The 12,115-nt window shown below is 61.2% G+C and carries 12 protein-coding genes; 6 read left to right on the top strand and 6 right to left on the bottom strand.

What is annotated here, in order from left to right; genetic code table 11:
* Positions 1 to 23 precede the first annotated feature (23 nt).
* Together J2Y83_RS08045 and J2Y83_RS08040 are read right to left on the bottom strand one after the other, a co-directional pair.
* On the bottom strand, positions 24 to 1,028 hold the full coding sequence (locus J2Y83_RS08045; RefSeq protein ID WP_253394327.1) for a hypothetical protein: 1,005 nt from the start codon (positions 1,026 to 1,028) through the stop codon (positions 24 to 26).
* Positions 1,029 to 1,457: 429 nt separating this feature from the next.
* Positions 1,458 to 3,131: a DEAD/DEAH box helicase gene (locus tag J2Y83_RS08040; RefSeq protein WP_247398418.1), complete on the bottom strand. Its 1,674-nt coding sequence runs from the start codon at positions 3,129 to 3,131 to the stop codon at positions 1,458 to 1,460.
* A gap of 423 nt (positions 3,132 to 3,554) precedes the next feature.
* Between J2Y83_RS08040 and J2Y83_RS08035 the strand changes: the two genes are divergently transcribed.
* A complete protein-coding gene (locus J2Y83_RS08035) occupies positions 3,555 to 4,346 on the top strand; it encodes a crotonase/enoyl-CoA hydratase family protein (RefSeq protein WP_253394326.1) in 792 nt (263 codons plus the stop codon).
* Between the two features lie 117 nt (positions 4,347 to 4,463).
* On the opposite strand, the gene J2Y83_RS08030 is transcribed toward J2Y83_RS08035, so the two are convergent.
* Positions 4,464 to 5,219 (bottom strand): spermidine synthase, encoded by a 756-nt coding sequence (locus J2Y83_RS08030; RefSeq protein WP_253394325.1) that lies wholly within the window; start codon positions 5,217 to 5,219, stop codon positions 4,464 to 4,466.
* 125 nt (positions 5,220 to 5,344) lie between these two features.
* Between J2Y83_RS08030 and J2Y83_RS08025 the strand changes: the two genes are divergently transcribed.
* Entirely contained in the window at positions 5,345 to 6,691 is a 1,347-nt protein-coding gene (locus J2Y83_RS08025; RefSeq protein WP_253394324.1) for a class II 3-deoxy-7-phosphoheptulonate synthase, read from the top strand.
* Between the two features lie 31 nt (positions 6,692 to 6,722).
* Here the strand turns inward: J2Y83_RS08025 and J2Y83_RS08020 are convergent, their stop codons facing one another.
* Together J2Y83_RS08020 and J2Y83_RS08015 are read right to left on the bottom strand one after the other, a co-directional pair.
* On the bottom strand, positions 6,723 to 7,946 hold the full coding sequence (locus J2Y83_RS08020; RefSeq protein ID WP_253394322.1) for a winged helix-turn-helix domain-containing protein: 1,224 nt from the start codon (positions 7,944 to 7,946) through the stop codon (positions 6,723 to 6,725).
* Positions 7,947 to 7,991: 45 nt separating this feature from the next.
* Positions 7,992 to 8,198 (bottom strand): DUF1127 domain-containing protein, encoded by a 207-nt coding sequence (locus J2Y83_RS08015; RefSeq protein ID WP_247406222.1) that lies wholly within the window; start codon positions 8,196 to 8,198, stop codon positions 7,992 to 7,994.
* Between the two features lie 70 nt (positions 8,199 to 8,268).
* On the opposite strand from J2Y83_RS08015, the gene J2Y83_RS08010 reads away from it, so the two are divergent.
* On the top strand, positions 8,269 to 9,150 hold the full coding sequence (locus J2Y83_RS08010) for a LysR family transcriptional regulator (RefSeq protein WP_253394320.1): 882 nt from the start codon (positions 8,269 to 8,271) through the stop codon (positions 9,148 to 9,150).
* Here the strand turns inward: J2Y83_RS08010 and J2Y83_RS08005 are convergent.
* Complete coding sequence (locus J2Y83_RS08005; protein WP_247406231.1) at positions 9,140 to 9,889, bottom strand: sulfite exporter TauE/SafE family protein; 750 nt, start codon at positions 9,887 to 9,889, stop codon at positions 9,140 to 9,142. The genes J2Y83_RS08010 and J2Y83_RS08005 overlap by 11 nt on opposite strands.
* A gap of 108 nt (positions 9,890 to 9,997) precedes the next feature.
* Here J2Y83_RS08005 and J2Y83_RS08000 point away from each other — a divergent pair, with 108 nt between their 5' ends.
* The 3 genes from J2Y83_RS08000 to J2Y83_RS07990 all read left to right on the top strand — a co-directional run bounded on the left by J2Y83_RS08000 (position 9,998) and on the right by J2Y83_RS07990 (position 12,077).
* Positions 9,998 to 10,948: a LysR family transcriptional regulator gene (locus J2Y83_RS08000; RefSeq protein ID WP_253394318.1), complete on the top strand. Its 951-nt coding sequence runs from the start codon at positions 9,998 to 10,000 to the stop codon at positions 10,946 to 10,948.
* Positions 10,949 to 11,027: 79 nt separating this feature from the next.
* Entirely contained in the window at positions 11,028 to 11,480 is a 453-nt protein-coding gene (locus J2Y83_RS07995; protein ID WP_026140352.1) for a MarR family winged helix-turn-helix transcriptional regulator, read from the top strand.
* A 177-nt stretch (positions 11,481 to 11,657) separates the two neighbouring features.
* Positions 11,658 to 12,077, top strand: coding sequence for an organic hydroperoxide resistance protein (locus J2Y83_RS07990; protein WP_010211852.1), 420 nt, complete (start codon positions 11,658 to 11,660; stop codon positions 12,075 to 12,077).
* The last annotated feature ends 38 nt before the right edge of the window (positions 12,078 to 12,115 follow it).

Below are 12,115 nucleotides of genomic sequence, written 5' to 3'. Positions count from 1 at the left end.
GAAGCCCTCATCTTCGAGGGTTTTCAGGCTTTCTCATAACCCGCTCCCTGTAAAGAAAAGTGTATCTCCTTACCTTTACCGCCTTCGCTGATAACCTGCTGGTTACCTACCAGTGAGTTCTTGTACCTGCCATAGAGTCCACCACTCTTGATTTCGCCAACCTTGATATTGCCCTTATCATCTTGAGTGAAGGGTGCGGAAAAACTACCGCGAGTGGGGGCAATCTGTGAACTCTGGTTTATTTTCGCGCCGTAGTGTTCCACGAACCCTACCTCATTACCGGCCAACGCCGCGTTCTGATCGACATAAATATCTTTAACATGTTGCTTGGGCCCTGGCTTATCGGGGTCCGTGACATCCTGAATAAACCCTCTCAGCTTCCGGGGATTTTCAGCATCGCGCTCCACGGTCAGGTTATATTTGTTCCCAAACTTAAAATCTACCAGTGTGCTATTGCTGGCCCCCACTCCTCCATCAAACTCGTCGCGGCCTTGTGGCGCCTTGAAATGCTCGCCGTTTCCAGAAAACACAATCAGCGCCTTGCCATCCCCCCGTGGCTGCAGGCCAATATAACCACGGCCCAGACGCGCACCTTGCTCATCGTTAACGCGGAAATGCATCGCATAATAAATCCCCGCACCCTCGCTACCCTTTCGCTGCTGGCCCTCGTCGATACTCATTGGAAATGTGATATTGCTCAACCCGGCGCCAGGCGCGGGAAGTGAATACTTCACGTAATACAGCCCATTGGGTGACGTGGACACATTCTTAATTTCGGGTTTTGGATCGCTCACCCTATTCAGCGTTGAGGTCGTGGTCGTACGCTCCACAGGCACTGCTGGCGTACTTCTTGTCAAGCGAGTGGGCACAGCATCCGAAATGAACGTGCGCTTTGCCTGCTGCAAACTGCGTTCTTCGTTGTGGTCGCTTCGTTGTACTCCCGCCCCATTAACTGGCGGCAACGTGGGCGGATAAACAACAGGTTCAGGAATTACTTGTGGAAAAAACTGTGAATAATTAACACGCATAACAGCTACAAACCTTTTCCGGAAAAAAACAATCAATAGACTTCAAATTCGCTGCCTGTCCGTCGGCAGGACGACACACCAACCTTTCCCAGTTGCATCCCTAACATGCTCGATATACATCGGCTCAACAACCGCCGTAATGCCCAGATATTTCAACAATCTTGATCGATGCAATGCTCACTTATCCGCAACACTTCATCACTCAACAATAAGTGGTTTACACCCAAGTAGGCAGCCAGAAAAACCGCTCAGACGCCCGGACTTTTCCTAAAACCAGCGAGATCGGCAGCTGACAGTCGCGACTGCATTGGTGAAAACGCCGCCCTCCCCCGGTCTTTCCAGCGGCCTCCTCTGGCCAAGCGCCGGGCAAAAAAAATCCCCGAACCAGTCGGGGATTTTTTATGTGCGATCAATCAGCCCAGAGGCGGATCAATCTTCGCGGTAGCGACGCAGTTTGAGCTGCTTACCGGCAACGCGAGTGTCTTTCAGCTTGGTCAGCAGTTTTTCCAGACCGTCTTCCGGCAGCTCCACCAGGGAGAAGCTGTCACGGACCTGGATGCGACCGATGGCTTCACGTGCCAGGCCACCCTCGTTGAGGATAGCGCCCAGCAGGTTCTTGGCGGCGATACCGTCACGCGCGCCCAGCGCGGTACGGCAGCGAGCACGGCCTTCAGCCAATGGCACCGGAGCGCGACGCTCACGATCACCACGGTCCGGACGGTCGCCAGTACGCTCTGGACGATCACCGCGCGGAGCGTTGTTCGGTACCAGTGGGCGTTCTTTCTCGATCGCTGCCAGGGTCAGGGCCTGACCGTTGGTTGCCTTGCGCAGCAGGGCTGCAGCCAGGGCACGCGGGGTGCAACCGATATCGGCAGTCAGGCGATCCAACAGCTCGCCGTGGGTCGATTCAGCGTCAGCCACCAGCGGCGACAGGCTGTTGGTCAGTTTCTTGATGCGGGCATCGAGAACGGCCTGGGCATCCGGCAGGCGGACCTCAGCAACCTTCTGACCGGTCACACGCTCGATCACTTGCAGCATGCGGCGCTCACGTGGCGTCACCAGCAGCAGTGCGCGACCTTCGCGACCGGCACGGCCGGTACGGCCGATACGGTGAACGTAGGACTCTGGATCGTAAGGCATGTCAACGTTGAACACGTGGGTGATACGCGGAACGTCGAGGCCACGCGCAGCAACGTCGGTCGCCACAACGATGTCCAGACGGCCATCCTTGAGGGACTCGATCACGCGCTCACGTTGGTTCTGGGCGATGTCACCGTTCAGCGCAGCGGCTTTGTAGCCTTTGGCTTCGAGGGCACTGGCCAGGTCCAGGGTCGCTTGCTTGGTGCGCACGAACATGATCAGCGCGTCGAAGTCTTCGACTTCCAGCAGGCTCAATACAGCCGAGGTCTTCTGGTCAGCGTGAACCAACAGGTGAGCCTGTTCGATCGCGGTAACGGTCTGAGTCTTGGTCTGGATCTTCACATGTTGCGGATCGCGCAGGTGGCGTTCGGCAATGGCACGGATCGACTGCGGCAGGGTGGCCGAGAACAGCACGGTCTGACGGGTCGCTGGCAGCGCTTTGAAGATGACTTCCAGGTCATCCATGAAGCCCAGTTTCAGCATTTCGTCAGCTTCGTCCAGAACCAGGTGGTTCACGGTCGACAGGACTTTCTCGTCACGACGCAGGTGGTCGCACAGACGACCCGGGGTGGCGACAACGATCTGTGCACCATTACGGATAGCCTTGAGTTGCGGGCCCATCGGCGCGCCGCCGTAGACGGCCACAACGGTTACGCCTGGCATTTGCTTGGCGTAGGTTTCAAAAGCGGTTGCTACTTGCAGCGCCAACTCACGAGTTGGCGCCAGGATCAGGGCTTGCGGTTCGCGCTTGGCAGGATCGATGCAGTGCAGGATAGGCAGGGCGAACGCGGCGGTTTTACCGGTACCGGTTTGCGCCTGGCCAATCATGTCCTGGCCGGCCATGATGATCGGGATCGATTGCTGCTGAATCGCCGAAGGTTCTTCGTAGCCAGTCGCAATGACGGCAGCAAGAATGTTCGGGTTAAGATTAAAAGCGGCGAAGCCGCCGGTTTCCTGGGTCATGGGTCTGCCTCTAAGTGCATCCGCAAAGACCCATGCTCCAAAGCTGCGCATGCCGTGTTGAGACTCAAGAGTCGCCCTGGCTGCTTTGTCGGCGGGGATTTGCGAAAACGAATGAATGAAAAAGATTCGTCAAGGAAGAGTCCGCTGTACGGACGTGCAGCCGAAGCTGACTTCGGGGAATTGCGCTACCTAAACGCGGCCCGGTTAAAGGCCGGCGCGCACTATACCGGAAATAGCTGAAAAAGGGAGCTTTTTTTATCGCAAAGCGCCGATAAACCGCGCTGCTTCACCGTCTTTGCGCAGATGAGCGCCAAGGTCTATTTTTCAAGTGCCCGGCCTTGTGGGTTAAAACGCTTAAACGGTTCACCCGCCCACTCAGCTCCTTTGGTCCGAAACCCTTCCCTGCGCCCGAGGGCACACCCGATGAATCAAGCCAGCAGCAGCCTCGTCAGCCGTGAATACAAGGACCATGTCCTGCTGTTGGGCCTGGATCGGGTCGCCAAGCGCAATGCCTTTAACCTGGAGCTACTCAACGAACTGAGCCTGGCCTATGGCGAATTTGATCGAAATGACGATGCGCGGGTGGCCGTGGTGTTCGCCCACGGCGACCACTTCACCGCCGGGCTGGACCTGGCCAACGTCAGTGGGGTGATGGCAGGAGGTTGGCAACCGCCACTCGGGGGCTGCGATCCCTGGGGCGTATTCGCCGGCCCACGGGTCAGCAAACCGGTGATCGTCGCCGCCCAGGGCTACTGCCTGACTCTTGGTATCGAGTTGATGCTGGCGGCGGATATCAATCTTTGCGCGAGCAACACCCGCTTCGCGCAAATGGAAGTACAGCGTGGGATCTTTCCATTTGGCGGTGCGACGTTGCGCTTTCATCAGATTGCCGGCTGGGGCAACGCGATGCGCTGGCTGCTCACCGGCGATGAGTTCGATGCCCACGAAGCCCTGCGCCTAGGGTTGGTGCAGGAGGTGATGGCCAGCGAAGACTTGCTGCCGCGCGCCGTCGAACTGGCCAGCCGCATCGCACGCCAGGCGCCGCTCGGCGTGCAGGCCACCTTGATGTCGGCCCGCCTGGCGCGCATGGAGGGCGAAGCCGTCGCGGCGGCCGCATTGCCGCCGGTGGTCGAGCAATTGCTCAACAGCGAAGACGCCAAGGAAGGCGTGCGCGCCATGCTCGAGAAGCGCCCAGGGGTATTCAGGGGAATTTGAGTTGGCCGTGCCGCCGTCATCGCGAGCAAGCCCGCGCCCACATCGACCGCATTCCTTCAGGATGTGCTCGGTCAAATGTGGGAGTGGGCTTGCCTGCGATGACGCCCGTTCAGACAACTAGGTTGCCGGCCGAATCGCCTTGATCAATGGCTGCAACGAATAGCCCAGTCGCGGCGCCAGCGCTTCGGCGCGGGCCGAGAGCGCGGCATGGTCCAGCTCCTGATCCAACTCCGAAGGCACCAGCAGGATCACATTGCCCTCCTTCACCGGCAGCTCCCAATAATGCCGGTGATACAACCCGCGCAACAAAGCCGCACCCAAAGGCTTGCCATCGTCGGTGGCCCACTGGTTGATCACCAGCCAACCGCCGGGGTTGAGTTTCTTCTGACAGTTTTCCAGGAAGGTCCAGGCCAGGTGCCCGACGCCGGGGCCGACGTCGGTGTACAGGTCGACAAAAATCAGGTCGGCAGTTTCGGCGGTTTCGAGCAATTCCAGAGCGTCGCCAATGCGGATGTACAAGCGTGGATCGTCGTCCAGCCCCAGGTACTCAATGGCCAGGCGCGGCACATCGGGGCGCAGCTCGATGGCCTCGACATCCTCCAGCGGCAGGAACTTGAGGCACGCCTGGGTCAGCGTGCCGGCGCCCAGGCCGAGGAACAACGCGCTCTCCGGCTGCTCATGGCACAACGCACCGATCAGCATCGCACGGGTGTAGTCGTACTCCAGCCAGCTCGGGTCGGCGGTGAACACGCAGCTTTGCTCGATGGCGTCGCCAAACTCGAGAAAACGGTAATCGGCCACTTCGAGCACACGGACAATGCCGAAGTCATCATGGACCTCGGCCAGCAGGCGCTCGACACGCTCCTCGGTCATCTCAACTCCTAAAGGGTCTAACCCCACGGCAAAGGCGCGATTGTCGGCCAACCAGCGGCAACAGGTCACGCACTAATTGCTGATAACATTGGCGCCCGACCGTCAATCACCCTATCGAGTTCACGATGAGCCAACCCTGGAGCCCCGACAGCTGGCGCGCCCTGCCGATCCAGCAACAACCCCAGTACCCGGACGCTGCGCACCTGTTGCAGGTGGAGCAGAGCCTGGCCAGCTACCCGCCGCTGGTGTTTGCCGGGGAGGCCCGCGAGTTGCGCCGTCAGTTTGCCGAGGTGACCCAGGGGCGCGCCTTCCTGCTGCAAGGCGGCGATTGCGCCGAGAGTTTTGCCGAGTTCTCCGCCGCAAAAATCCGCGACACCTTCAAGGTGCTGCTGCAGATGGCCATCGTGATGACCTTCGCCGCCGGCTGCCCGGTGGTGAAAGTCGGGCGCATGGCCGGCCAGTTCGCCAAGCCGCGCTCGTCCAACGATGAAACCATCGATGGCGTCACCCTGCCGGCCTACCGTGGCGATATCGTCAACGGTATCGGCTTCGACGAAAAAAACCGCGTGCCGGACCCCGACCGCCTGCTGCAGTCCTACCACCAGTCCACCGCCACCCTTAACCTGCTGCGCGCCTTCGCCCAGGGCGGGTTTGCCGACCTGCATCAGGTACACAAGTGGAACCTGGACTTCATCGCCAACTCCGCACTGGCCGAGAAGTACAGCCAACTGGCGAACCGCATCGACGAAACCCTGGCCTTCATGCGCGCCTGCGGCATGGACAGCTCGCCGCAACTGCGCGAAACCAGCTTCTTCACCGCCCACGAAGCGCTGCTGCTCAACTATGAACAAGCCTTCGTGCGCCGCGACAGCCTGACCAACGACTACTACGACTGCTCGGCCCACATGCTGTGGATCGGTGATCGCACCCGTCAGTTGGACGGCGCCCACGTCGAGTTCCTGCGCGGGGTACACAACCCGATCGGGGTCAAGGTCGGCCCGAGCATGAATCCGGACGACCTGATCCGCCTGATCGACATCCTCAACCCGGACAACGACCCCGGCCGCTTGAACCTGATCGCGCGCATGGGCGCCAACAAGGTCGGCGACCACCTGCCGGCGCTGCTTCGCGCCGTGCAGCGCGAGGGCAAGCAGGTGCTGTGGAGCTCCGACCCGATGCACGGCAACACCATCAAGGCCAGCAGCGGCTACAAGACCCGCGACTTTGCGCAGATCCTCGGCGAGGTGAAGGAATTCTTCCAGGTACACGAAGCCGAAGGCACCTATGCCGGCGGGATTCATATCGAGATGACCGGGCAGAACGTCACCGAATGCATCGGCGGTGCGCGGCCAATCACCGAAGACGGCTTGTCGGACCGCTACCACACCCACTGCGACCCGCGGATGAATGCCGACCAGTCGCTGGAGCTGGCGTTCCTGATCGCCGAAACGTTGAAGCAAGTAAAACGGTGAGCGCATTCTGTAGGAGCGAGCCTGCTCGCTCCTACAGTTGTGTGAGCATCGCCGCCCTTAGTCGGTCGGCACTCGGCCGCTGACAATTGAGCTGCACCTGTTCCAGGCCCAGCCAGTCGGCCATTTGCCGCAAGTTCAGCGCCAACGCACGCATCCCCTCCTCATCCAGCCCCGGCTCTTCTTCGTGTACCGCATGCACGGCCAGGCGCCCGTGCGCACGTTCGGCGCGCAGGTCGACGCGCGCGGCGATGCGCTCGTTGTGCAGAAACGGCAGCACGTAGTAGCCGTACACCCGCTTGTCTTGCGGGGTGTAGATCTCCAGCCGATAACGGAAATCGAACAAACGCTCGGTGCGGCTGCGCTCCCAGATCAGCGAATCGAACGGCGACAGCAGTGCGCTGGCCGGCACCTTGCGCGGTACTTTCGGCTCCGGCAGGCAATAGGCCGGCTGCTTCCAGCCCTGCACCCGGCACGTCAGCAATTGGCCGTCTTCGACCAGCTCGGCCAAGCGGTTGCGAGTGTCGGCAGGCTCCAGACGGAAGTAATCGCGCAGGTCTTTTTCGCTGCCGACGCCCAGCGCGGTCGCGCTGTGCAGCAGCAAACCGCGCTGAGCCTCGGCCTCGCTCAGCGGGGCGTGGTAAAGCCTGTCGCCGGGAATGACGCGCTCAGGTAAATCGTAGAGCCGCTCAAACCCGCGCCGACCGGCAACCGTGACCAGGCCAGCAGCGAACAGCCATTCCAGCGCGTGCTTTTCATCACTCCAGTCCCACCAGGGGCCGGCGCGCTCTTCGCGGGTCGACAGACTGCCCGCGCCCAGGGCGCCCTGTTGTTCGACGGTGTTCAAGACGCGCTGGATGATGGCCTGCTGCTCGCGACCAAAGCGCGCCATCTGCGCATAGATGCCCTGCCCCTGTTTTGCCCGCTCCATGCGCCAGCGCATCAAGGGGTACAGTGCCATCGGCAACAACGAGGCCTCATGCCCCCAATATTCGAACAACGAACGCTGTCGGCCCTGGCTCCACGCGGCCTGCTCAAGCAATGACGGGGGGTACTGGCCAAGGCGGGAAAATAACGGCAGGTAATGGGAACGCACCACGGCATTGACCGAATCGATCTGCACCACGCCCAGGCGTTCAATCAAGCGGTTGAGGTGCGTGGCCTTGATCAACGCGGGCGCCTGGCGCCCGGAAAACCCCTGCGCCGCCAGTGCCATGCGGCGCGCTTGCTTGAGGGAAAAAGACAGGTCGGCGGGCATGGGCATCTCCGTATGAGCCTGCCCACTACCCTACTGCATCCTCGGTCATTTTCGCAGCGGATCTTCCCAGAAATGCCGATGGGTTTCGCGCTCCACGTCGGCGCGGCTCAGCCCGATGTCCTTGAGCGCCGCATCGCTCAAGGTGGCCAGCAACCGCCGCTCGTGATGCAGCGTCTGCCACCGTGCAATCGCCTGGAACAGCCCGCGAAACGGCCGCTTCGCCACTACTACAAAACCTGTTTGACCTTTCATCTTCTCGCCCTCCCATGGGGATGACGCAAGTGTGTGTCGGAGGCTATGATCAATCCAACGAATGTTTCTTATGAAATACATCTCGGAGATTGATCATTTGGCTCCCTACCCAAGCATCGACACCGACGTGCTGCGCACCTTCGTCGCCATCGCCGACCAGGGCGGGTTTACCCGTGCCGGCGAGCAGGTCAACCGCACCCAATCGGCGGTGAGCATGCAGATGAAGCGTCTGGAAGAAGACGTGCTGCAGCGCAAACTGTTCGAACGCGACGGTCGGCAAGTGCGGCTGACACCCGAGGGCCAGGTGCTGCTGGGGTATGCGCGGCGCATCCTGAAACTGCACAGCGAGGTGTTCAATACCTTGCGCGAACCGCATATGGTCGGGCTGGTGCGCATTGGCACCCCGGACGACTATGTGATGCGCTTCCTACCGGGAATTCTGAAACAGTTTTCCAAGGCGTACCCGCTGATCCAGATCGAGATGCACTGCGAGGCGTCAACGGTGCTGATGCAACGGCGGGACCTCGCGTTGACGGTAATCAGCCGCGAGCCCGGCAATGATATCGGCGAGTTGTTGCGCACCGAGCGCATCGTGTGGGCGGCGGCGCCGTGCTTCTGCGTGGACGAACACGACGCCGTGCCGCTGGCGTTGCCTGGCGCCGACTGCCTTTACAACCAGTGGGCCCGTACCGCACTGGACACCGCCGGGCGCAATTATCGCCTGGCCTACAACAGTTCCAACGGCGCGGCGATCCAGGCCGTGGTCAGCGCCGGCCTGGCGGCGATGGTCAGCATGGAAAGCCTGGTGACCGATGACCTGCGCGTGCTCGGCAGCGACGATGGTTTCCCACCCTTGCCGTCGATGAATCTGCGCTTGTTGCGTAACCCGCTGATGACGTCGCCCATCACCGACTGCCTGGCGGAGTACATCATCGAAGGCTTCAAACTTTAAACGTCAGCATCACCGCGCACACCACCAGGAAACCGCAGAACAAACCGCGCAACAGGCGCTCCGGCAGGGCGTGGGCGACTTTCACCCCCCAACTGATGCTGAGCAGGCCGCCGACCGCCAGGGGGATGCCGATCATCCAGTCCACCTCGTGGTGCCAGGCGTAGGTGACGAGGGTCACCCCGGTGCTGGGCAACGCCAAGGCCAGGGACAAGCCTTGGGCCACCACCTGGGTGGTGCCGAACACGCTGGTCAGCACCGGCGTGGCGACCACCGCACCACCGACACCGAACAAACCGCCCATGGAGCCGGAGACCGCGCCCAACACGCCGAGCCACGGCCAGGCATGGCGCATCTGTGCCGTCGGCGGCGCATTGCGGGTAAACATGCGCAACAGGTTGTAGGCCGACAGTGCCACCAGAAAAGCAATAAAGCCGATGCGCATCGCGCCGGCATCCAGGCCCACGGCCCAGATCGAGCCGAGCCAGGCAAAGCTGAAACCCATCACCCCCAGCGGCAGCGCGTGGCGCAGTTCAATGCGATTGCGCTGGTGATAACGCCACAGCGCGAGCATCACGTTGGGCACCACCATCACCAGCGCGGTGCCTTGGGCGATCTGCTGATCGAGGCCGAACAGCACGCCGAGCACCGGGATGGCAATCAACCCGCCGCCAATGCCAAACAGGCCGCCCACCGTGCCCAATGCCGCGCCTAATACCAGGTACATCGCTAAATCCAACACCACGCATTACTCCACCATCCCAAGCCTTGCATGCTACGCAGTCCGCTCTGGCGCGGATACGCACAGCAACGCACAATGGCTGTGCCAATCTCGCATAAGCATCGACCGATGAACCCGAATATTCTGACCGATCAACTCAGCCTGTTTCTCGATGTACTGGAAACCGGCAGTTTTTCCGCCGCCGCACGTCGCCATCCGCTGACACCTTCGGCCGTGGCCCGACGCATCGACAGCCTGGAAAGCTCGGTGGGCAGCCGCTTGTTCCAGCGCAGCACCCATGCGGTGCTGCCGACACCGGCCGGCCTGGCGTTCGCCGAGCGGGCGCGGCGCATCGTCACCGAGTTGCAATTGGCGCGGGCGGAAGCGGTGTCGTTGAGCCATGCGCCGGAGGGCCTGATTCGCGTGGATGCACCGGCGGCGTTCGGTCGACGGCATCTGGCGCCGGTGATCGCCGACTTCCTGAACGTCTACCCCGGGCTGGATGTACACCTGCACTTGATCGATAGCTTTGTGGACATGCAGGGCGCCCACCTGGGCAAGGTCGATCTAGTGCTGCGCGCCGGGCATATCGTCGACACCCGGCTGATCGCCACGCCGCTGGCCAGTATCGTGCGCATTGCCTGCGCCAGCCCGGCCTACCTGAAAAACCGTGGCACGCCGACCCATCCGCGAGACCTCAGCGAACACGACGGGCTGGACTGGGATGGCTTGGCACCAATGTTCGCCTGGCGCTTCGAACTGGACGGGCGCCGCGCCACCTATCGCCCGCAACGCATCCGCATGAGCGCCAACAACGCCGAAGCCCTGCTCTCCGGCGCCCTGGCCGGACTGGGCATCGCGCACCTGCCCACCTGGCTGGCCAGTGAATACCTGGTCCGCGGCGAACTCTTGCCGCTGTTTTGCGAAAACGGCCTGCCCAGCCCGGAAACCACCGGCATCTACGCACTGCGCCTGGAACAACAGCCGAACGCACGCAGTCGCTTGTTGCTCGAATACCTGAAATCGCGCTTCAGCCCGGTGCCGCCCTGGGACCTGGCGCTGCAAAGCGGCTTGGTCTGACCACTCGCACAGAATTATCTGGCGCATTAAAGACTTGCCCGCTAGATTCCAGCCAGACACGTTTTTTTGAGGCCGCGCCATGAGCAAAAATCCCGATCCTTGCCAATCCCTGTTGCTGGATAACCAGCTGTGCTTCGCCCTGCACTCCACCTCATTGCTGATGACCAAGGTCTACAAACCGCTGCTGCAAGCCTTGGGCCTGACCTATCCGCAGTACCTGGCCATGATGGTGCTGTGGGAAGAGGATGGCTTGACCGTCGGCGAAATCAGCAGCCGCCTGCTGACCGATCCCGGCTCCCTGACCCCCCTGCTCAAGCGCCTGGAAGCCGAAGGCCTGCTCAGCCGCACGCGCAGTCGCGAAGACGAGCGAGTGGTGGTGGTGGAACTGACCGACGCTGGCCGTGCCTTGCAAGACAAGGCCAAGGGCATTCCTCAGTGCATCCTCGGCGCCAGCGGCCTGGAGCTGGAGCAACTGCGCAAGCTGCAAGCTGATTTGATTGCGTTGCGGGGCAATCTGCAAGGCGCGGTCTAAACACACCCAAGCCCAATACCTGCGGAGGGGGCAATCCCCTCCCACAGGTGGTTTTGAGGTGCCCTTACGAAAAAATCCTGAAATTTATCTTGCGCACTAAACATTAGCGCTATACATTCATCTCACCAACTACTTAGCGCGCAAATATTTAGCGCAAAACACCAAGAGGACAACACCATGCAAACGCTCTATACCGCAGTAGCCACCGCCACCGGCGGCCGTGATGGTCGTGCCGTTTCCAACGACAACATCCTCGACGTCAAACTCTCCACCCCCAAGGAACTCGGCGGCGCTGGCGGTCAGGCCACTAACCCGGAACAACTGTTCGCCGCCGGCTACTCGGCCTGCTTTATCGGCGCACTGAAATTCGTCGCCAGCCAGACCAAACGCAAAATCCCGGATGATGCGTCGATCACTGCCCATGTCGGCATCGGTCAAATCCCCGGCGGCTTCGGTCTGGATATCGACCTGCATATCAGCCTGCCGGGCCTGGCCCAGGATGATGCGCAAAGCCTGGTCGACGCCGCCCACCAAGTCTGCCCGTACTCAAACGCCACCCGTGGCAACGTCGATGTGCGTCTGCACGTCACCGTCTGACCCGTACTGCTGATGATGCTGAAGCCACACCTGAAGTG

The sequence above is a fragment of the Pseudomonas marginalis genome (genome assembly GCF_024169655.1).
Taxonomy (GTDB): domain Bacteria; phylum Pseudomonadota; class Gammaproteobacteria; order Pseudomonadales; family Pseudomonadaceae; genus Aquipseudomonas; species Aquipseudomonas paraveronii.
This window is presented reverse-complemented; position numbering and strand designations above follow the sequence as displayed.